Genomic DNA, 23,567 nt, shown 5'->3' with positions numbered 1-23,567 from the left:
TAAGGTAAGCCTTACCTTTCAATGGCTGAGGAGGGCTCAGATGCGGGTCGTCATGTTCGGCTATCAGACCTGGGGACACCGGACGCTGCAGGCGCTGCTGGACTCGGAGCACGAGGTCCCCCTGGTCGTCACGCACCCCAGGAGCGACCACGCCTACGAGAGGATCTGGAACGACTCGGTGGCCGACCTCGCCGAGAAGCACGGCGTGCCCGTGATGCTGCGCAACCGCCCCGACGACGCCGAACTCCTCCAGGCGGTCGCGTCGGCCGAGCCGGACCTCATCGTGGCCAACAACTGGCGCACCTGGCTCCCCCCGGAGATCTTCGGCCTCCCCCCGCACGGCACCCTCAACGTCCACGACTCCCTGCTGCCGGCCTACGCCGGCTTCTCCCCGCTCATCTGGGCCCTCATCAACGGCGAGCAGGAGGTGGGCGTCACCGCCCACCGCATGAACGCCGAACTCGACAAGGGCGACGTGCTGTTGCAGCGTTCCGTACCGGTCGGGCCGGCCGACACCGCCACGGACCTCTTCCACCGCACGGTCGACCTCATCGGCCCCCTGGTCAACGACTCGCTCGCCCTCATCTCCTCCGGGAAGGCGGTGTGGAGGCCGCAGGACACCACTCGGTCCAGCTTCTTCCACAAGCGCTCCCCGGAGGACAGTCGGATCGACTGGACCTGGCCCGCCGACGTGCTCGAACGCTTCGTCCGCGCACAGTCCGATCCGTATCCCAACGCTTTCACCCATCACCGCGGCAGGCGCCTGCGGATCGTCTCCGCCGCCGTCTCGCGGGGGCGTTACGGAGGGACGCCCGGACGGATCTTCATCCGCGAGGGCGACGGGGTCGTCATCGTCGCGGGCGCCGAGGCGCGCTCGGGACGGCTCCCCGGTCTGGTGGTCAGGCGCGTGCGGACCGAGGGGGGCTCGGAACTGGCCGCGACGGAGTACTTCCGCACCATGGGCGGCTATCTGACGGACCGTCCCTGACCCGCCCGCCTCCCGGGCAGGGGGCCGGCCGGGCGGCCGCAGGTGCCCGGCCGGCCCGGTGCCGGGTCATCCGACGGCGCCGGGGACGGGCGCTCCCCTGGCGCCGGGCTCCGGCACGTGGTGGCGGCCGACCGGGACCACCATGGGGGTCCCGCTGACGGGATCGGTGCCGACGACGCAGCGCAGCCCGAAGACCTCCTCCACCATGGGGGCGGTGACGACCTCGCCCGGCGTGCCCTCGCCCACGACACGGCCGGCCTTCATGGCGATGACGTGGTCGGCGTAGCGGCAGGCGTGGTTGAGGTCGTGCAGCACCATGACGACGGTCCTGCCCTGGTGCCGGTTCAGATCGGTGACGAGGTCCAGGACGTCGATCTGGTGCGCCAGATCGAGGTAGGTGGTGGGCTCGTCCAGCAGCAGTACGGGAGTGCCCTGGGCGACCGCCATCGCGATCCAGGCCCGCTGCCGCTGCCCGCCGGAGAGCTCGTCGACGGCGCGGTGGGCGAGGTCCGTCATCGAGGTGGCGCGCAGCGCGTCGTGGACCGCCCGCTCGTCCCCCGACGACCACTGGCGCCACCACGTCTGGTGCGGTGAGCGGCCGCGTCCCACGAGATCGACGACGGTCAGCCCCTCGGGGGCCACGGGCGACTGGGGCAGGATGCCGAGCCGCCGGGCCAGTTCGCGGGTCGGGAGGGAGTGCAGCGAACGCCCGTCGAGGTGCACGGCACCGGCCCGGGGTTTCAGCAGCCGGGCGAGGGCTCGCAGCAGCGTCGACTTGCCGCAGGCGTTCGCTCCGATGATCACCGTCACGCGCCCCGGGGGGATCGTCACATCGAGGTCCTCCACGACGATCCGGTCGTCGTAGGCCAGCCGCAGTCCCCGCGCGCCCAGTTCGGGGGGCGCCGCCCCGAACCCCGGTGCCGGCGGGCGGTTCTCGGGGCTCCGGTCCCGCGTCTCGCGGGACGGTGTGCGCGGCTCCGCAGCGTACGGGTCCTCGTACCTCGACGACACGTTCCTCAACCTCCTGAGCCGGCGCGATCGGCGCGGACGAGCAGCCACAGCAGTACGGGGGCGCCGAGCACACCGGTGACGATGCCGACCGGCAACTCGGTGCCGGGGATCAGCTTCCGGGCGGCCAGGTCGGACGCGAGCACGACGACGGCGCCGGCCAGTCCCGAGGCGACGGGTGGCGGGAAGGCCGTCCCCGCGAGCCGCTGGGCGATCTGCGGGGCGGCCAGGGCGACGAACGCCACCGGGCCGGCGGCGGCCGTGCCGAGGGCCACCAGCCCGACGGCGCAGACCAGTACGGCGACGCGGACGGCCTGGACGCGGGTGCCGAGGCCCCGGGCGATGTCGTCGCCCAGCTGGAGTGTCCGCATCTGCCGTCCGAGCAGCAGGGCCGCGGGCAGGAGCACCACGACGGTCAGGGCGAGCGGGCCGATCTGCTGCCAGGTGCGGCCGTTGAGGTTGCCGACGAGCCAGCCGAGGGCCGCCTGCGCCTCGAACCGGCGCCCGTGGGCCATGAGGTAGTCGGTCGCGCTGGTGCAGATCCAGGCGACGCCGACGCCGACGAGGACGATCCGGTAGCCGGTCGTGCCCCGCTTCCACGCCAGCACGTACACCAGGAACGCCGCCGCGAGCGCCCCGAGCAGCCCCATGAGCTGCGTACCGGCGCCGAAGTCCCAGCCGAGGACGATGCTCGCGACCACGGCGGTGCCCGCGCCCTGGGTGATGCCCATCATGTCCGGGCTCGCCAGCGGATTGAGCGTCATGGTCTGGAGCAGCGCGCCCGAGACGCCGAAGGCGACGCCGACGAGCAGGCCCGCCACCGCCCGGGGCAGTCGGAGTTCGTGGACGATCAGCCGGGTGCCGGGCTCGCCCCCACCCGCCAGCGCCCGCAGCACGTCGGAGAGCGGGAGCGAGACCTCGCCGACGGAGACGCCCACCCAGAAGGCGGCGAACGCGGTGGCGGCGAGGACGGTGCACACCCCCACCAGCCGGGGCCTGAGGACACCGGAGACGGGCGGGACGGCGAGCCGGAAGGCGAGCCGGCCGGGAGTCCGCCACGGGGGCCGTGCGCCGGGAGTGAGGTCCCGGCCGGGACCGGGGGCGAGTTCGGTGCTCATGGCTCACAGCTCCGCGAGTCGTCGGCGGCGTACCATCGCGATGAAGAAGGGCCCACCGACGAAGGCGACCAGGACTCCGGCCTGGATCTCGACCGGTCGGGCGACCAGCCGGCCCGCGATGTCGGCGGCCAGCAGCAGACAGGGAGCGAGCAGCGCCGACAGGGGCAGCAGCCAGCGGTGGTCGGGCCCGATGCCCGCGTACTGGGCGAGGACGCGGGCGACGTGGGGCACGACGAGGCCGACGAAGACCACCGGGCCGATGACGGCGACGGCCCCGCCGGTGAGGAGCGTGACGGCGACGACGCCCTGGGCGCGCAGCGGGCCGGTCCCCAGTCCCAGGGACCTGGCCACGTCGTCGCCGAGGGCCAGGCTGTTGAGTCCGCGGGCGCAGGCGAGGGCGAGTACGGCACCGACGGCCAGGAACGGCAGCACCCGTACGAGGACTTCGCCGTCCTGCCCCGCGAGGGAGCCCGCCGACCAGAAGCGGTAGCGATTGAGGGCGTCGGGATCGGTCAGGGCCACGGCGCTGGTGAGGGAGAAGAGCACGGAGGTCACGGCGACGCCGGCCAGGGCGAGTCTGACGGGTGTGTACCCGGATCGGCCGAGGCCGCCGAGCAGATGGACGAGGACGGTGGCGGCCAGGGCGCCGGCGAGCGCGAACCAGATGTGGCCGTGGAGGGAGCCGAGGCCGAGGACGCCGACGGAGAGCACGACGGCGAAGGCCGCCCCGGCGCTCACGCCGAGGATGCCCGGATCCGCGAGCGGGTTCCGGGTCAGTGCCTGCATCAGCGCACCGGAGAGCCCCAGGGCGGCGCCGGTGGCGAGTCCGAGGACGGTGCGCGGGAGCCGGACGGACCAGATCACGTTGTCCACACGGGAGTCGGGGGCGTCGCCGAGCAGGGTGTCCCACACCTGGCCGAGCGGGACGCTCAGGGCTCCGAACGTCATCGAGACGCCGCACAGTGCCAGGAGCAGCGCACCGGTCAGCGACAGCAACAGCACCGCGCGGGGGCCCTTCGCCGCCCGGACCGCCAAGGTCCCCACGTCGTCTTCCTCCACGGTCGCTCCGGTGCCGACTGCAGGACGAGTGTGGCCGTCGCACCCCCTCGGGGGGAAGCCCACAGGCACCCTGTGAATTAGGTAACCCTTACCTTAGTATGACGCCGATCCCCCGGCCCAGTGCCGGGACCGGCCCGCTTGGGGAGGGACGGCACGTGTGCGGTTCCGAGGAAGTTCTGGCCTACTGGCGGCGGGTACTGACGCCGCTTCCGCAGGAGATCTCGCTCCCCCGAGACCGCCCGTACGCACCGGCCGTCGGGTGGGAACGGCAGTCCCACGTCCTGTCCGGGCTGCCGGACGCCGCCGACTCCGTGCTGCTGGCCGCGTTCCTGACGCTGCTTCACCGCTACAGCGGTGCCATCGACCTCACCGTGGGCCACGACGGTCTGCCGGTGCGGGTGTCCGCCGAACACGAGCCGTCCTTCGCCGAGTTGGAGCGCCGGGTCGAGCAGGCACGGCAGGAGGCGGAGGCCCATCGCGCCCCTCTGGACGTCCTCGCCGACGAACTTCTCCCGCAGCCGGGGCGGGACGGCGAGGGGGCGTTCTTCAACACGGCTCTCGGGACCGCCTCCCGGCCCGCGGCGGGCCTACCGGACTCCGTGGACCTGCTGCTGGAGGTGGGCGAGGGCTCGGTGCGGGCCACGTACAGGACGGCGCTCTTCGACGGCGCCACCGTGGAGCGGATGCTCGGCCACTACCGGACCTTGCTGACGGACGCCCTGGCACGTCCCGAGGCGCCTCTCGGAGCCCTCGATCTGATGGACGCGGAGGAGTACCGGCAGGTCGTGCGCGACTGGAACGCCACCGGGCACGAGGTGCCGGCGACGACCTGGCCCGCGCTGTTCGCCGAACAGGTCCGCACCCGTCCCGACGCGGTCGCCCTGGTACTCGGCGACGAGGCACTGACCTACGCCGAGCTGGACGCGCGCGCCAACCGACTCGCCCACGCGCTGATCGCGCGCGGCGCGGGCCCCGAGCGGATCGTGGCGCTCGCCCTGCCGCGCTCCGTGGACCTGATCGTGGCCGAGGTCGCGGTGCTGAAGTCCGGTGCCGCCTATCTGCCCGTCGACCACGACTACCCGGTCGACCGCGTCGCCTACATGCTTGCGGACTCCGCTCCCGTCTGCACGGTCACCACCGCGGAGACCGCCGGCGAACTCCCCGGGCGGGACGGGACGGCGGTGCTCGCCCTGGACGCGCCGGACACCGCCGCCGAGCTGGCGGGGCGGCCCGCGCACGACCCGACCGACGCCGATCGCGGCGCCCCGCTGAACGTCCTCGGCGCCGCCTGCGTCATCTACACCTCCGGGTCGACCGGCCGGCCCAAGGGGGTCGTCCTCGCGCACAGCGGTGTGGCCAAGCTCGTCGCCACCCAGACCCAGCGGTTCGGCATCGGCCCGCACAGTCGGGTGCTGCAGTTCGCCTCGCCGAGCTTCGACGTCGCCTTCTGGGACCTGTGCCTCGGGCTCCTCTCGGGCGGGCGGCTCGTCGTCGTGCCGGCCGAGCTCCGGGTGCCCGGCGCCCCGCTCGCGGACTACGCGCACGCCCACGGCATCACCTTCATGATCCTGCCTCCGGCGCTGCTCGCCGCCATGCCCGGCGACGTGCACCTGCCGGCGGACGCGACGCTGCTGGCCGGCACGGAGCGGGTCTCCCCGGAGCTGGTGGGCCGCTATGCCCGCGGCCGCATGATGTTCAACGCGTACGGGCCGACCGAGGCGACCACCAACTCCACACTGGGGCTGTGCGATCCGGACATCCCCACCGGGTCCGTCGTGCCGATCGGCGTGCCCGACCCGGGCACCAGGGCGTACGTCCTCGACGCCTGCCTCCGGCCGGTTCCCGCCGGTGTCACGGGTGAGCTCTACCTGGGGGGTGCGGGCCTCGCGCGGGGCTATCTGGGCCGTCCCGACCTGACGGCCGAGCGGTTCGTCGCCGACCCGTTCGGCGAGCCCGGCGAACGGCTGTACCGCACGGGCGACCTGGTCCGCTGGAGGGGCGACGGCAGGCTGGAGTTCCTGGGCCGGGCCGACGCGCAGGTCAAGATCCGCGGGTTCCGCATCGAGCCCGGCGAGATCGAGTCCGTGCTGCGCGGCCACCCCGCCGTCGACCAGGTCACGGTGGTCGCGCGCGAGGACCGGCCCGGAGACCGGCGACTCGCCGCCTACGTCGTGCCCGCGCTCGACCCGCCACCGGACGCCGACCCGTACACCGGCATCGAGGAGTGGAAGGAGATGCACGAGCTCCTCCACCGGGCGGCCGGACCGGACGGTCTCCGCGAGAACTTCGCCGGCTGGAACAGCATGTACGACGGACGGCCCATCCCCGTCGAGGAGATGCGCGAGTGGCACCGGGAGACGGTCCGGAGCATCCGTGACGCGGGGCCCGCCCGCCGCGTGCTGGAGATCGGCGCCGGCAGCGGGCTGATCCTGTCGCGGATCGCCCCCGGCTGCGAGTCGTACTGGGCCACCGACCTGTCCCGGGAGGCGGTCGAGGCACTGCGCGCCCACGTCGGCGCCGACCCCGGACTCGCGGGCAGGGTCGAACTGCTGACCCGGCCCGCGCACGACACCGAGGGGCTGCCCGCCGGCTGGTTCGACACCGTCGTGCTCAACTCCGTGGCGCAGTACTTCCCGAGCGCCGAGTACCTCGAGGACGTCCTGCGGAAGGTGTCGGCGCTGCTCGCTCCGGGCGGCCGGATCTTCCTCGGGGACGTGCGCAATCTACGGCTGCTGCGCACGCTGCGCGCGGCGGTCGAGACCCGCCGCGCGTCGCTCCGCGGGGCCGACGACCCGGACAGGACCGCGCTGCGCGCCGCCGTGGAACGGTCGGTGCGCTGGGAGGGCGAACTGCTCCTCGATCCGGACTTCTTCGCCGCCCTCGACGGGTTCGGCGCGGAGGTCCGGATGAAACGGGCCGTGTTCCACAACGAGCTGAGCCGCTACCGGTACGACGTCGTCCTGCGTCCCGGCGAGCCGGCGGCGGCCGTCACGGGCGAGCGGGAGGTCGGCTGGGCCTCGGCGGCGGAGTCGGGCGGGCCGGGCCCGCTGCTGGCGCGGCGCCCCCGGCGGCTGCGGATCACGGGCGTGCCGAACGCCCGCCTGGCCGACGACCTGGCGGACCTGCGGCGGCTGGAGGGCGCGGGCGGCTCGGCGGATCCGGGTGCGGACCCGGAGGACTACCACGCCGTCGCCGCCGAGCACGGCTACCGGGTGGCGCTCACCTGGAACGGCATTGCCGACGACGGGGCGTTCGACGCGGTGTTCGCCCTCGACGCTTCCCCGGCCGGGCTGTACCGCGGCGGCGGGGCGTACCCGCGCGCCAACCGTCCGGTGCCCTTCCGCGACCCCGTGGCCCTGATGAGGACGCTGCGCGAACACGCGTCCGCCTCGCTGCCGGACTACATGGTGCCCGCGGCCTTCGTCCCGGTCCACACCCTGCCCGTCACCCCGAGCGGCAAGATCGACACCAGGTCGCTGCCCGTCCCGGACCATGCGGCGACGAGTGCGGGCCGTGCGCCGCGGACCGCGCGCGAGTCCCTGCTCGCCCGGTTGTTCGCAGAGGTCCTCGGGCTGGACCGGGTCACGGCCGAGGACGACTTCCTGGCGCTCGGCGGAGACAGCATCACCGCCGTCCGGTTGCTGATCAGGGCCCGGGAGGCGGGGCTGCGGCTCACACCGCGCGAGGTCTTCCGGCACCGCACGGTGGAGGGACTGGCGAAGGCCGCCGTCGACCGGGCGGTGGCGTCCGGCTCCCCCGCCACGGCCCCGCCGCCCGTGCCGGACACCGCCGAACTCGCCGCCGTCCAGGGACCGGATCCCCTCGCGATCGAGGAACTGCTTCCCCTGACACCGCTCCAGCAGGGGTTCCACTTCCACGCGCTGACCGGTGGACCGGGCGGCGACGCCTATGTGGTGCAGCAGGTCCTCGACCTGGCCGGCCCGGTCGACGGCGGCACGCTGCGCCGGGCGGCCCAGCGGCTGCTGGACCGGCACGCGCCGCTGAGGGCCGGGTTCCGGCAGCGCCCCGACGGCACTCCGGTGCAGGTCGTCGTCCGGGACGTCGTGCTGCCGTGGCGTGAGGCCGACCTCTCCGCCGAGGATGACGCGGCCCGTGGCGCCCTGGGGGAGGCGGTGTGCGCGGAGGAACGGGAAGCCCCGTTCGATCTGGGGGCGCCACCGCTGGTGCGCTGCGCCCTGGTGCGGCTCGGCGAGCGGCGCAGCCGACTGGTGCTGACGTTCCATCACATCATCGCGGACGGCTGGTCGCTGCCCGTGCTGCACCGCGAACTGATGGCCTGTTACGGCACGTCCGCCCCCGCCCTCCCGCCGGTCACGCCGTACCGTGCCTTCCTGCGCCGCCTGGGCGAGCAGGACCGGGACGCCGCCCGAGGGGCGTGGCGCTCCGCACTCGCCGGACTGGACGGGCCGACCCGGCTGGTGGGCGCCCCGTCCGCGGGCGGGCCGGTGCGTCCCGCGCACGTCCGGGTGCAGCTGTCCGAAAGGACCACCGCGCGTCTCGCCGAACGGGCCCGGGAGCACGGCGTGACGCTCGGTACGGTGCTGCAGGCCGCCTGGGGGCTGCTGATCGGCCGGCTCACGGGCCGCGGCGACGTGGTCTTCGGCACCACGGTGTCGGGCCGCGACAGCGAGGTCGACGGCATCGACACGATGGTGGGGCTGTTCATCAACACCCTGCCGACCCGGCTGCGCTGGACGCCGCGGGAGTCCCTGGGGCGCGTCCTGTCCCGTCTCCAGGACGAGCAGGCCCTGCTGCTGGACCACCAGCACCTCGGACTCGCGGAGATCCAGCGGGTCGCGGGCCACTCCGGCGGGGGCGAACTCTTCGACACACTGCTGGTGGTCGAGAACTACCCCGCCGCCGGGGGGCTGACGGACCCGTCGGGCAGCGTCCGGATCACCGGTGACGTGTTCCACGACGCGGTGCACTATCCCCTCGCGCTCGTGGCCCGGCCGGGCCCTCGGCTGGACCTGCGGCTCAAGCACCACGCACAGCGGCTCGACGCCGGCACCGTACGGGCGCTCGGCGACCGGTTGGTCCGGATCCTGGAGGCGTTCGCCGCAGACCCCTCCCGGGCGGTGGGCTCCGTCGACCCGCCGGCACCGGACGAGGCGCTGCGCGCAGGTCAGGCCGGTGAGGAGCGCGCGGTCCCGGAGACCACGCTGGCCGCCGCGTTCGCGGCGCAGGCGGCCCGGACCCCCGGTGCCACGGCCGTGGTCTTCGAGGGGGAACGGCTCGACTACGCCGAACTCGACGCCCGGGCGACTTCGTTGGCCGCCCGGCTGCGGGGCCGCGGCGTCGGACCCGGCGACTTCGTGGCGGTCGCCGTACCCCGCTCGGCGGAGCTGATGGTGGCCCTGCTCGGCGTGCTCGGGTCGGGCGCCGCCTATCTGCCGCTGGATCCGGACTACCCGGCGGACCGGGTGGCCCACATGCTGTCCGACTCCGGTGCGACAACGGTGGTCGCGGTCGCCGCTACGGCCCCTGGCCTGCCGGAACGTGCCGGGACCTCGGTCCTGCTGCTCGACTCCCCAGGGGACGACGGGGACGGGAACGGTACCGGCCCGGTGCCGGTGGAGGGCCGCGCCGCCCGCCCCGACGACCCCGCCTACCTCATCTACACCTCGGGTTCCACCGGACGGCCCAAGGGCGTCGTCGTCACCCACCGGGCCGTCGTCAACCGCCTGGCGTGGATGCAGGACGCCTACGGCCTGCGCGCCGACGACCGCGTACTGCAGAAGACCCCGTCCGGTTTCGACGTGTCCGTGTGGGAGTTCTTCTGGCCTCTCCTCGAAGGTGCCGCCGTCGTCCTCGCCCGCCCGGACGGCCACCGCGACCCTGCGTACCTGGCCGCGCTGGTGCGGGAGCAGGCCGTCACCACGATGCACTTCGTGCCGTCCCTGCTGGAGGCGTTCCTGGGGTCGGACGAACTCGCGGGCCACCCGGGCTGGTCGGCGTCGCTGCGCCGCGTGCTGAGCAGTGGCGAGGCGCTGCCGCTCGCCGCCGCTCGCCGGTGGCACGCGCTGACCGGAGTGCCCCTGCACAACCTCTACGGCCCCACGGAGGCCGCGGTCGACGTCACACACCATCCGTTCGATCCGCGGGAGGGCGGCGACACCCACGCCGTGCCCATCGGGCGGCCGGTGTGGAACACCGGGCTGCGGGTGCTGGACCTGTGTCTGCGGCCGGTTCCGGACGGGTTGCCGGGCGAGCTCTATCTGACCGGTGTCCAGCTGGCGCGCGGCTACCACGCGCGCCCCGGTCTGACGGCCGAGCGGTTCACGGCCGACCCCTACGGGCCGCCCGGCAGCCGGATGTACCGCACCGGCGATCTGGTGCGGCGCCGCGCGGACGGGGTGGTCGAGTACCTGGGCCGCACCGACCGGCAGGTCAAGCTGCACGGCAACCGCATCGAGCCGGGTGAGATCGAGGCCGCGCTGCTGCGGCTGCGCGGGGTGGGCCAGGCGGCCGTGACGGTGCGGGACGACGCGCTCGTGGCGTACGTGGTGCCGTCGGTGACCGGCGGGGACGCCCCGCAGGTGACCGAACTGCGCGCGGGGCTGGCGGAGTTGCTGCCCGCCCCGATGGTGCCGGGTGGCTGGGTGGTCCTCGAGGCCCTGCCGCTCACCCTCAGCGGCAAGCTGGACCGGGCCGCGCTGCCCGCCCCGCGTGCCGTGCGCGCGGCAGTCCGGGCACCCCGCGACGGGCGTGAGCGGCTGCTGACGGACATCTTCGGGGCGGTGCTGGGCGTGCCGGACGTCGGCATCGACGACGACTTCTTCCTGCTCGGCGGCGACAGCATCAGCTCCATCGCCGTCTCCAGCCGGGCCCGCCGCGCGGGTCTGGAGCTGGGCCCGCGGGAGGTGTTCGAGCACCGCACACCCGTGGCGCTCGCCGCGGTGGCGGGCACCGTCGCGGCGGCCGACCGGGACACGGCCGCGTCGGCGTTCGCCCTGACGGACGAGGAACGGGAGCGGGTGGAGCGGCTGGCCCCCGGCCGGATCGAGGACGTGTGGCCGCTGGCCCCGCTGCAGGAGGGCCTGTTCTTCCACTCGGCGTACGACGACGGGGCCCTGGACGTGTACACGGTCCACGAGTCCTTCGACCTGGCCGCCGGGGTGGACACCGCGAGGCTGCGGGCGGCGGCCCGCACACTGCTGGACCGCAATCCGGGTCTGCGGGCCGGCTTCACCGGCGAGGGTCTGCGGCGACCCGTGCAGTTCATCGTCCGCGACGCCGAGGTCCCGGTCCTGGAGGTGGATCTGTCGGAGGTCCCCCGGGCCGAACAGGACCGGCGAATGGCCGAGTTGATGGAAGAGGAGCGGTCCCGCCGTTTCGACCTGTCCCGGCCGCTGCTGTTCCGGATACTGCTCGTGCGGTTGGGTCCCGGGCGCGGGGACCGGCTCGTGATCGGCCGCCATCTGATCCTCTGGGACGGCTGGTCCGCCTGGCTGTTCCTCGACGAGCTGTTCGCCCTGTACGCGAGCGGGGGCGACGCGGCGGGACTGCGCTCCCCCGGTTCGTACCGCGACTACCTGAGCTGGCTGGAGCACCAGGACGACGCACGGGCGACCGGGGCGTGGCGAGCGGCGCTGGCCGGGTTCGACGAGCCCACCCTGCTGGTCCCGGCCGTCGACGACCGGGACCTGCAGCCGGTGCTCCCGGAGCACCTGGACGCCGTCCTCGACGAGGAGACGGCCGGCCGGCTGCGCGAGACTGCTCGCGGTCACGGCCTGACCCTCAACACGGTGCTGAACGCCGCCTGGGGGCTGGCCCTCGCCAGTGCCACCGGGCGCACCGACGTCGTCTTCGGCACCACCGTGGCGGGGCGGCCCAGCGAGGTGCCCGACGTCGAGAACGTCGTGGGAATGTTCCTCAACACCGTCCCCGCACGCATCGCGTTCGACCCGCGTGAGCCGGTCGTGGATCTGCTGCGCCGTGTCCAGGCCGAGCGGATGGAGCTCATGCCGTACGAGTACCTGGGGCTCGGCGTGCTCCAGGCCGAGACGGGGCACCGCCGCCTGTTCGACACCCTGTTCGTGCTGCGCAACGCCGACACGGACGAGCGGCTCGCGGCGCTGCGCGACCGGCACGGCGCCACCGCAGTGGCGAACGTGGACGCCACCCACTACCCGGCCAACCTGGTCGTCACCCCCGGGGAGCGGATCCGCGTCACCCTCGCGCACCGCCCGGACCTGCTGGACCGGGCGTACGCGCAGGGTCTGCTCGACCGGTTCGTGCTGCTGGCCGGCCGGCTCGCGGCCGACCCGACGGCACCCGTCGGGTCGCTGGATCCGCTCCTCCCGGCCGAGTCCCTCGCCCTGGCGCGGGAGGAGTCGGGGAACCGTCAGCGGGTGCCGCACCTGACGGTGGCCGACATGCTGGCCGCCCAGGCCGCCCGGACACCGGAGGCGACGGCTCTGGTCTTCGGTTCCGCCACGGTGACGTTCGCCGAACTGGACGCCCGCTGCAACCGCGTGGCGAGGCTGCTCCTCGCCCGAGGAGCCGGGCCGGAGCGGGTCGTCGCGCTGGGCCTGCCGCGCTCGATCGACATGGTGGTGGCCCTGTTCGCCGTGCTGCGCACCGGCGCCGCGTACCTGCCGCTGGAGCTGGACCATCCCGCCGAGCGGCTCTCCCTGATGCTGACGGACGCCCGCCCCCTGATCCTGCTGTCGACGCAGGCGGTGTCCCGGACCCTCGCGGACGGCACCCCCCGGGTGCTGCTCGACTCCCCGGAGGTGGCCACCGAACTGGCCGGCCTCTCCTCCGCCGCCGTGCGCGTGTCGTTCAGCCTGGACCACCCGGCGTACGTCATCTACACCTCCGGTTCGACGGGGCGGCCGAAGGGAGTGGTCACCCCGTACGTGGGCCTGACGAACATGCAGCTCAACCACCAGGAGGAGATCTTCGCCCCGGCGGTCGCCTCGGCCGGCGGGAGGCGGCTGCGCATCGCGCACACCGTGTCGTTCGCGTTCGACATGTCCTGGGAGGAGCTGCTGTGGCTCGTCGAGGGCCACGAGGTGCACATCTGCGACGAGGAGCTGCGGCGTGACGCCACCGCCCTGGTGGCCTACTGCGAGGAACACCGCGTCGACGTCGTCAACGTGACACCGACGTACGCGCACCTGCTGATCGAGGAGGGCCTGCTGGAGGGCCATCGCCCGCCGCTGGTGCTGCTCGGCGGGGAGGCGGTCACCGAGGCGGTGTGGGCGACCCTGCGGGACACCGAGGGGACGTACGGCTACAACCTGTACGGCCCCACCGAGTACACCATCAACGCCCTCGGCGGCGGTACCCACGACAGCGCGGCCCCGACCGTGGGACGCCCGATCCGCGCCACCCGCGCACGGATCCTCGACACCTGGCTGCGGCCGGTGCCGGACGGGGTGGCGGGCGAGCTGTACATCGCCGGCGCGGGACTCGCCCGCGGCTACCTGCGCAGGCCGGGCCTCACCGCGGAGCGGTTCGTGGCCGATCCGCACGGCCGGCCGGGCGAGCGCGTGTACCGCACCGGGGACCTGGTGCGCCGGCGGGCCGACGGCAATCTCGACTTCCTCGGCCGCACGGACGACCAGGTGAAGATCCGCGGACACCGGGTGGAGCTGGGCGAGATCGAGACGGCGCTCGCACAGCACCCCGAGGTGGCGCAGGCGGCGGTGGTCGCCCGGGACGACACGGCGGCGCCCGGCACCCGGCGGCTCGTCGGGTACGTCGTAGCGGCCATGCCGGGAGCCGAGGCCCGTGAGTCGGCCGAGCGGGAGCAGGTCGGCGAGTGGCGGGACATCTACTCGGCCGAGTACGCGGAGATCGGCACGGCCCTGTTCACCGAGGACTTCGCCGGCTGGGACAGCTCCTACGACGGGAACCCGATCCCCCTCGCCCACATGCGCGAATGGCGGGAGGCCACCGTGCGCAGCATCCGCGAGCTGCGGCCGCGTCGCGTCCTCGAGATCGGCGTCGGATCGGGTCTGCTGCTGTCCCGGCTCGCCCCGGACGCCGAGGCCTACTGGGCCACGGACTTCGCCGAGCCCGCGATCCGCAAGCTCGGCGAGGAACTGCGGGCGGACCCGGAACTGGCGGAGAAGGTGGAGCTGCGCTGCCAGTCGGCCGAGGTGACCGACGGTCTGCCCGGCGGGTTCTTCGACACCGTCGTGATCAACTCCGTCGTCCAGTACTTCCCGAGTCTGGAGCATCTGCACCAGGTGATCCGGGGCGCCATGGCCCTGCTCGCCCCGGGGGGCGCCCTGTTCCTCGGTGACGTCCGCGACCTTCGCCAGGCCCGGGCCTTCCAGGCGGGCATTCGGCGGGCCCGGGCCGACGAGGGCACCGATCCGCGTTCACTACGGGCGGCGGTCGACCGGGGCCTCGCCCTGGAGAAGGAACTCCTGGTCCACCCGGACTGGTTCACCACCCTCGGTCTCGGCGCCGAGGTGCGCACCAAGGCCGGCCGGCACCACAACGAGCTGACGCGCTACCGGTACGACGTCGTCCTGTGCGGGGACACGGCCGGCGCGGTCCGCCTGGAGGACGCGCCGGTCCTCGACTGGACGGGGTCCGTGGACCTCTCGGCCCGTCTCGGCGCCGCGGAACACGCCCCGGACCGGCTGCGGGTGCGCCGGGTGCCCGACGCGCGGACCGCCACGGACCTGGCCGTGCTGAGGGCGGTGGACGCTTTGCCGCCCGCCGCATCGGCCGAGGCCGGTGTGGAACCGGACGTGCTGCGGGAGCTCGGGGAGTCGCACGGCTACCGGGTGCTGACCACCTGGTCGGACGAACCGGGCTTCTTCGACGCCGTGTTCGTCCGGGGTGCGCGGTGCACCCGGACGACGGGACTGTACCGGCCACGTCCGGACCGGGGGACGGCTCCGTACGCCAGTGCTCCCGCCGCGAGCCGCGGCAACGGTGCCCTCGTGCGCAGGCTGCGCGAGGGCCTGGGACGGCGGCTGCCGGGCCACATGGTCCCGGCCGCCTTCGTGGTCGTGCCCGCGCTGCCGATGAACGGCAACGGCAAGCTCGACGTGCGGGCGCTGCCGGACGCGGAACCGGCCGTGGCGCTCTCGGAGGGGCGAGGGCCGCGCACACCGGCGGAGGAGGTGCTGTGCCGGCTGTTCGCCGAGGTCCTGGGGCTCCCGCGCACCGGCGCCGAGGACGGCTTCTTCGACCTCGGCGGCCACTCCCTGCTCGCGACCCGGCTGATCAGCAGGGCCCGTACGGAACTGGGCGCGGAGCTGGCGATCCGCGATCTGTTCGAGGCCCCCACGCCCGAGGCCCTGGCGCTGCGGGCCGGTGCCGGGAGGCCGGCCCGGCCCGTGCTCGCACCCGCCGAACGGCCCGCGCGGATTCCCCTCTCGGCGGCGCAGCGGCGGCTGTGGCTGGTGGAGCGGATCACCGGGGGCGGGGTCGCGTACAACTTCCCACTGGTGTTCCGGGTCCGCGGCGCCCTCGACCCGGTCGCCCTGCGGGCCGCGCTCGTCGATGTGATGGGTCGTCACGAGACGTTGCGAACCCGCTTCGGTGTGGCGGACGGCGAGCCGTACCAGCTGATCGTGCCGGCCGATGAGGCCGAACCGGAGTTCCGTACGGACGACTGCCCCGCGGAAGACCTCGCCACGCGTCTGCAGGAGGCACAGCGGCGCCCGTTCGACCTGACCGCGGACCTGCCCCTCCGTGCCCAGGTGCTGCGGCTGGGGGCGGAGGACACCGTGGTGGCGCTGGTACTGCACCACATCACCACCGACGAGTGGTCGGACCGGCCGTTCCTCGCCGATCTGGACCGCGCCTACGCCGCACGTACCGCCGGCCGGGAGCCGGACTGGCCCCCGCTGCCGGTCCAGTACGCCGACTACACGCTGTGGCAGGACCGGCTGCTCGCCGAGGTCGGGGAGCGGCAGCTCGCCTACTGGACGCGGACGCTGAGCGGGCTGCCCGAGGAGATCCCGCTGCCGCTGGACCGGCCGGGCGCGGCCCGCGCCACGGGCCGGGCCGGCATGGTCCGGACGGCCCTGCCGGACGCTTCGGCCGCGGCGCTGAGGGAGCTGGCGGCCACCCACCAGGTCAGTGTGTTCATGCTGTTCCAGGCGGCGACGGCGGCACTGCTGCACCGGCTCGGCGCGGGCGACGACATCCCGCTCGGCGCACCGATCGCGGGGCGCACGGACAGCGCGGTGGACGACCTCGTCGGCTTCTTCGTCAACACGCTCGTACTGCGCACCGATCTGTCCGGGGACCCGTCCTTCGCCGTGTTGCTGGGGCGCGTGAAGGAGGCGGCGCTGGCGGCGTACGAGCACCAGGACGTGCCGTTCGACCGTGTCGTGGAGGCGGTCAACCCGGCCCGGGTGGCCGACCGCAACCCGCTGTTCCAGGTGATGCTCGGTTACCACCGTCGACCGGACGGCGATCCGGAGTTGTTCGGGTTGCCGACCGAGTGGTTCGACATGGACACCGGCATGGCCAAGTTCGACCTGGACTTCACGGTGGCCGACCACGGGCCGGGCCGGGGCATGGCCCTGCTGCTGGAGTACGCCGGCGACCTCACCGACGCCGGGACCGCCGCCCTGCTGGCCCGGCGGCTGGTGGCCCTGCTGGAGCAGGTCGCCGCCGACCCGTGGCGGCCGATCGGTTCGCTGCGCGTCCTCACCGACGAGGAGGAGGCCGCCTCGACCGGGGTCTGGAACGCCACGGACCGGCCGTTGGAGGCCCGTTCGGTCCCGGAGATCCTCGGCGACGCGGTGCGTGCGGCACCGGACTCCCCGGCCCTGGTCGCGGGCGGGGAGCGCCTCACTTTCGGCGAACTGGCCGACCGGGTCGAGACGGTGGCGCGACTGCTGGCGGGCCGGGGCGCGGGCCCCGAGGCGGTGGTGGGACTGGCGCTCCCCCGGCGTCTGATGGTGCCGGCGATCCTGGGCGTGCTGCGGTCGGGGGCGGCGTATCTGCCACTCGATCCCGAATGTCCCGGCGAGCGGCTGGAGTTCATGCTGAGGGACGCGGGGGCGCTGTGCGTGCTGACCACCGCCGCCCTCGCGGCCCGGCTCCCGGACGGCTGCGAGCACGTCCTGCTCGACGACACGGCGGCTGCGCAACCCCCCGGACGCGGTTCCCGGGCGAGCAGAAGCCGGGTGGGGCGGCCGGGCGTGCCCGGGGGCGTGTCCGCGGACGCCCCGGGAGGCGCTGCCCCGGTGGAGGGTGACGCCCCGGACGCGGCCGCCGGCAGCCCGGTGCACGGTGTCGTCCCGGACGTGTCCGGTGCCGCCCCGGACGGACCCGGTGGCACCCCTGCGGACGACCCGACGGCCGGAGGACAGCCGGTGCGTCCGGCGGTGGGCGGGGCGCCGGTACGGCCCGCCCCCTCGAACGCCGCCTACGTCATCTTCACCTCCGGTTCCACCGGCACCCCGAAGGGAGTCGTGGGCACCCACCGGGGCCTGAGCAATCTTTTCGCGGCGCATCGGGACGACCTGATCGGGCCCGCGCGGCAGGCAGCGGGAGGCGCCGGACTGAGGGCCGTGCACGCCGCCTCGTTCGGCTTCGACGGCTCCTGGGAGCCGCTGCTCTGGTTGCTCGCCGGGCACGAACTCCATGTGACGGACGAGTCGACGATGGCCGACCCGGCCGAGCTGATGGCGTATCTGGACCGGGAGCGAATCGACTTCCTCGACGTCACACCGACGTATCTGCGCGAACTGATCCACCACGGCTTCCTCGCGCCCGGCGGCCGGGTGCCGAGTGTGATCGCCGTCGGCGGGGAGGCGACGCCCGCCCCGCTGTGGGAACGGCTGTGCGGACTGCCCGGGGTGCGGGCACACGATCTGTACGGGCCCACCGAGTGCGCGGTCGACGCCTACGGCCGGCACGGTCCGGGACCGGACGGGTCCGACGCCTGGGCCGCCCCGCTCGACAACGTGCGCGCCCATGTACTGGACCGCGCCCTGCGACCCGTGCCGGTGGGAGTGGCGGGCGAACTGTACCTGGCGGGCGAGGGACTGGCCCGCGGCTATCTGAACCGGCCCGGGCTCACCGCCGAGCGGTTCACCGCCGACCCCTTCGGCCCGCCGGGCAGCCGGATGTACCGCACGGGCGACCTCGTCCGGCGATACGGCGACGGCGGGCTGGAGTTCCTGGGGCGCGCCGACGGCCAGGTGAAGCTGCGCGGCTTCCGCATCGAGCCCGGCGAGATCGAGTCGACCCTCGCCGGGCACCCGGAGGTGGCCTCCGCGGCCGTGGTGGTGCGCGAGGACACCCCGGGGGTGCCCAGGCTGGTGGCGTACGTCCTGCCCGCCGGGGACCGGGTTCCCGACGCGGCCGAACTGCGCGTCCGGGCCGCGTCCGCACTGCCCGCGCACATGGTGCCCGCGGCCTTCGTCGCCGTGCCCGCCCTCCCCCGTACGGTGAGCGGCAAGCTCGACGAGAAGGCGCTCCCGGCACCGGAGTTCGCCGGGTCGGGCCCGGGCCGGCCATCCCGCTCACCCCGCGAGGACGTGTTGTGCGAGGCGTTCGCCGCCGTCCTCGACGTGCGCCACGTGGGCGTCGACGACGACTTCTTCGCGCTCGGCGGCCACTCCCTGCTGGCGATGCGACTGGCGGCGAGGGTACGCGCCGTGCTCGGGACGGAGGTGTCCCTGCGCACGGTGTTCGACGCACCGACACCGGCGCGCCTCGCGGAACGGCTGGCGGCGGTCGGCTCGGACGCGTCCGGGGCCCGCCCGGCACCCGCGGTGCGGACGCGCCCGGAGCGGCTCGCGCTGTCCTCGGCCCAGCAGCGGCTGTGGGTGCTCCACCAGGTGGAGGGCCCCAGCCCGACGTACAACATCCCCTCCGCCTGGTCCCTGACGGGTGACCTGGACGTGGAGGCGCTGCGGGCCGCGGTGCACGACCTGGCCCGGCGGCACGAGACGTTGCGTACGGTCTTCCCCGAGGAGGGCGGCCGGGCCTACCAGCGGGTGCTCGAACCCGGCGGGCTCCGTGTCCCGTTCGCGGTGGAGGACGTCGCGCCGGAGCGCCTCGCGCAGCGGCTGACGGAGGCGGGGGCGTACGGCTTCGAGCTGGACCGCGAACCCCCGCTGCGCGTCCATGTGTTCCGCACCGGCGAGCAGGAGTGGGCGCTGCTGCTCCTGCTGCACCACATCGCCGGTGACGAGTGGTCGGAGGCCCCGCTGCACCGGGACCTGGGCGTCGCCTATGCCGCACGCGCCGCGGGCCGTACCCCCGACTGGGCGCCCCTGCCGCTCCAGTACGCCGACTACACGCTGTGGCAGCGCGAGGTCCTCGGCGACGAGCGGGACCCGGGAAGCCGCGCGGCACGACAGATCGCCTACTGGCGGCAGGCCCTCGACGGGCTCCCCGAAGAGCTGGCGCTGCCCGCCGACCGGCCCCGTCCCCCGGAGGCGAGCCACCGGGGCGGCTCGGCCGACCTCTCGCTCGACGCCGGACTCACCGCGGATCTCCACCGGCTGGCCCGGGAGCACGGCGCCAGTGTGTTCATGGTGCTGCAGGCCGCGGTGGCCACCCTGCTCACGCGGCTCGGCGCGGGGCACGACATCCCCATCGGCAGCCCGGTGTCCGGGCGGACCGACGCCGCCCTGGAGGATCTGGTCGGGTTCTTCCTCAACACCCTCGTGCTGCGCACCGACACTTCCGGCGATCCGACGTTCCGCGAACTGCTCGCCCGGGTGCGGGAGACCGATCTGTCGGCGTTCGACCACCAGGACGTGCCCTTCGAGCGGCTGGTGGAGGTGATCAACCCGGAGCGGTCGCTCGCACGCCATCCGCTGTTCCAGGTGATGGTGGTCCACCTCGCGCCCGGCGAGGAGGAGGGGGACCTCCTCGGACTGCGGTCGCGCCGGGCTGAGGTGGCACAGACATCGGCCAAGTTCGATCTGTCCTTCGACTTCGTCGAACGGGCCGACGGCAACGGCGTCGACGGCGTGCTGGAGTACAGCGCCGACCTGTTCGACCACGCCACCGCCCAGTCCTTCGCGGACCGGCTGCGGCGGATCCTGCGGGCCGTGGCCGCGGATCCGGACGTCACCGTGGGACGTGTCGGGATCCTCGGCGACGACGAGCGGCGCAGGCTGGCCGACGGCCGGCGCTCCCGTCCGCTGCCGGCGGCGCCGACGACGGTGCCCGCACTGTTCGACGCGTGCGTACGCGCCTGGCCGGATGCGCCGGCCGTGGCCTCGGAGGAGGCCGAACTCACCTACGCAGAGCTCGACGCGCGGTCCGGCCGCCTCGCCCGGCTGCTCATCGGGCACGGCGCGGGTCCGGAACGCCTCGTGGCGCTGGCGCTGCCGCGGACCGCCCGCTTCATGGAGGCGGTCCTCGCGGTCCTCAAGGCCGGTGCCGCGTATCTGCCGCTGGACCCCGACGCGCCCGCAGAACGCACCGCGCACGTCCTGGCGGACGCCCGGCCGGTGCTGACCGTCACCACCGTCGCTCTCACCGGCACGCTGCCGCCCGGTGCGGACCGGCTGGTCCTGGACGATCCGGGGACGGCCGAACGGATCGCCGCCCAGGACGCCACCCCCGTCACCGACGCCGAACGCACCGGTCCGCTGAGCCCGCGGCACCCCGCGTACGTCATCTTCACCTCCGGTTCCACGGGCCGCCCCAAGGGAGTGGTGGTCACCCACGAGACGCTCGGGAACCTGTTCCACAGCCACCGCGAGACGCTGTACGCGCCCGCGGTCGCGTCGACGGGCCGGAGGCATCTGCGCGCCGGCCACGCCTGGTCGTTCTGCTTCGACGCCTCCTGGCAGCCGCAGCTGTGGCTGCTCGACGGGCACTGCGTGCACATCGTGTCCGAGGAGGTCCGGCACGATCCGGAACTGCTCGCCGCGGCGGTCGTCCGGCACGGGTTCGACTTCCTGGAGGTCACCCCGTCCCTCCTCGCCCGGATGGCCGGGAGCGGACTGCTGCGGGGTGACGAGTGCCCGCTCGCGGTCGTCGGCGTGGGCGGCGAGGCGGTGCCGCTCGCACTCTGGCGACGGCTGGCGTCACTGCGGGGGACGGAGGCGTTCAACCTGTACGGTCCGACCGAGTCGACGGTGGACGCGCTGGTGGCGCGCGTCGGCGACAGTGAACGTCCACTTGTGGGGCGGCCGGTGGCCGGAACACGGGCCCATGTGCTCGACCGGCTGCTGCAGCCGGTGCCGCCGGGAGTGCCGGGAGAGCTGTACCTGGCCGGCGGCGGTCTGGCCCGCGGGTACCTGGGCAGACCGGGACTGACGGCGGAGCGCTTCGTCGCCGACCCGTTCGGCCCGCCGGGGTCCCGGCTCTACCGCACCGGCGACCTGGCCCGCTGGACCCCCGACGGACGCGTCGACTTCCTGGGGCGTGCCGACGAGCAGGTGAAGATCCGCGGCTTCCGCGTGGAGCCGGCGGAGGTCGAGGCCGCGCTGGCCCGGCATCCCGACGTGGACCAGGCCCTGGTGACGGTTCATCAGGACGACACGGCACGGCGCCTCGTCGCCTACGCCGTGGCCGCCGGGGGCGGGGCACCGGACGCGGGGGCGCTGCGCGCCCATGTCGCGGCGCTCCTCCCGGGCCACATGGTCCCCGCGGCGGTGGTCCTGCTGGAGCGCTTCCCGAAGCTGGCGAACGGCAAGGTCGACCGGAGCGCGCTGCCCGCACCCGACTTCTCCGCGCTGTCCTCGGGCCGTCCGCCCCGGAACGAACGGGAGAGGGTCCTCTGCGCGGTCTTCGCGGAGGTGCTGGGCCTGCAACGGGTCGGCGTCGACGACGACTTCTTCGTCCTCGGCGGAGACAGCATCGTGGCGATGCAGCTCGTCGGCCGGGCCCGTGCGGCCGGGGTCCGGTTCAGCCCTCGGCAGGTCTTCCGGCACCGCACCCCGGCGGGTCTGGGCGCCGTCGCCGAGGATGCCGGCGCGATCGCCGCGCTGCCCGAGGACGACGGCACCGGAGCCGTGCCGCTCACCCCCGTCATGCACTGGCTGCGGGAACTCGGCGGCCCGATCGCGACGTACCACCAGGCGGCGCTGGTGCGCACCCCGGCGGAGCTCGACCTGCGCGGGCTCACCTCCGTGTTCCAGGCGCTCGCGGACCGGCACGACATGCTGCGGGCGACGCTGGTGCGGCCGTCCCGCGACGACACCGGCGACTGGTCGCTGCACGTGCCCGGGCCCGGCACGGTCGACGCCGCGGACTGGCTCGTGCGGGTGGACGTCTCGGGCCTCGGCGCCGCGGCTCTGGGCGAGGCCGTCCGTGAACACGCCCGTGCGGCCCGGGCCCTGCTGGACCCGGACGCCGGGGTCATGGTCAGGGCCGTGTGGTTCGACGCCGGCGGCGCACCGGGACGGCTGCTGCTGATGGCCCACCACCTCGTCGTGGACGGTGTGTCGTGGCGGGTGCTGCTGCCGGACCTGGCAGCGGCATGGCGGGACGTGTCCGCCGGGCGGCCCGTGCGGCTGGACCCCGTGGAGACCTCCTTCGCCCGCTGGTCGAGGCTGCTGGCCGAGCTGGCCGTGACCCCGGAACGGGAGTCGGAGCTGCCGCTGTGGACGGCGGTCCTGGACGACGGCTCGGAACCGTTCCCGCTGATCCGCGAGCCGGATCCGGACCGCGACACGACGGCGGCCCTGCGCGAGCTGTCACTGCGGCTGCCCTCGGAGCTGACCGGACCACTGCTCTCGGCCGTGCCTGCCGCCTTCGGCGCGGGCGTCAACGACGTGCTGCTGGCCGGGCTCGCCGTGGCGTTCGGGGACCGCGACCGCCGCGACGGGGGGTCCGGCACGTCGGTCCTGGTGGATCTCGAAGGCCACGGCCGCGAGGAGGAGCCGGCGGGCGACGAGGTCGGGCTCTCCCGCACGGTGGGCTGGTTCACCAGTGTCTTCCCGGTCCGGCTCGACGCCGGCGCGGCCGATCCCGCCGAGGCGATGGCGGGCGGTCCGGCGGCCGAGGAGGCCGTGCGGCGGGTCCGCGCGCACCTCGCGTCACTGCCCACGGGCGGGGTCGGCTACGGCCTGCTGCGGCATCTCAACCCCCGGACCCGGGAGGTCCTGGCGAGCCGCGTCCCCCCGCGTATCGAGTTCAACTACCTGGGCAGGTTCGGTGTCCCGGAGGAGACCGACTGGTCGTACGCCCCCGAGGAGGAGCACGCCGACATCGGCCCGGGGCCGGCGATGCGGGAGGGACACGCGCTGAGCATCAATGTGGTCACCGAGGACCGGGCGGACGGGCCGGTGCTGGCCGCCCACTGGTCCTACCTGGAGGGTCTGGTGCCCCGCGAGACGGTCCAGGACCTCGCCGAGACCTGGTTCCGGGCCCTGAAGGGGCTGATCACCCGGGCCGAGCGGCGCGGACGGGAGTGAACGGCCCCCGCCGGGAGGCGCGGCGGCACCCGAGCCCGCGGACATGTCACG

5 protein-coding genes are annotated in these 23,567 nt (G+C 74.4%); 2 read left to right on the top strand and 3 right to left on the bottom strand.

All coding sequences use genetic code 11. The features are described from left to right. The first annotated feature begins 40 nt into the window (after positions 1–40). On the top strand, positions 41–988 hold the full coding sequence (locus AB0J10_RS21935) for a methionyl-tRNA formyltransferase (RefSeq protein WP_363064034.1): 948 nt from the start codon (positions 41–43) through the stop codon (positions 986–988). A gap of 66 nt (positions 989–1,054) precedes the next feature. On the opposite strand, the gene AB0J10_RS21930 is transcribed toward AB0J10_RS21935, so the two are convergent. The 3 genes from AB0J10_RS21930 to AB0J10_RS21920 all read right to left on the bottom strand — a co-directional run bounded on the left by AB0J10_RS21930 (position 1,055) and on the right by AB0J10_RS21920 (position 4,158). Beyond that, positions 1,055–1,879, bottom strand: coding sequence for an ABC transporter ATP-binding protein (locus AB0J10_RS21930; protein ID WP_363064158.1), 825 nt, complete (start codon positions 1,877–1,879; stop codon positions 1,055–1,057). 125 nt (positions 1,880–2,004) lie between these two features. Next, entirely contained in the window at positions 2,005–3,114 is a 1,110-nt protein-coding gene (locus tag AB0J10_RS21925; RefSeq protein WP_363064032.1) for an iron chelate uptake ABC transporter family permease subunit, read from the bottom strand. A 3-nt stretch (positions 3,115–3,117) separates the two neighbouring features. Further along, complete coding sequence (locus tag AB0J10_RS21920) at positions 3,118–4,158, bottom strand: iron chelate uptake ABC transporter family permease subunit (RefSeq protein WP_363064030.1); 1,041 nt, start codon at positions 4,156–4,158, stop codon at positions 3,118–3,120. 170 nt (positions 4,159–4,328) lie between these two features. Here AB0J10_RS21920 and AB0J10_RS21915 point away from each other — a divergent pair, with 170 nt between their 5' ends. Then, positions 4,329–23,516 (top strand): amino acid adenylation domain-containing protein, encoded by a 19,188-nt coding sequence (locus tag AB0J10_RS21915; RefSeq protein ID WP_363064028.1) that lies wholly within the window; start codon positions 4,329–4,331, stop codon positions 23,514–23,516. Positions 23,517–23,567 lie beyond the last annotated feature (51 nt).

Source organism: Streptomyces sp. NPDC049887 (genome assembly GCF_040656535.1).
In the GTDB taxonomy this organism is placed as follows: domain Bacteria; phylum Actinomycetota; class Actinomycetes; order Streptomycetales; family Streptomycetaceae; genus Streptomyces.
This window is presented reverse-complemented; position numbering and strand designations above follow the sequence as displayed.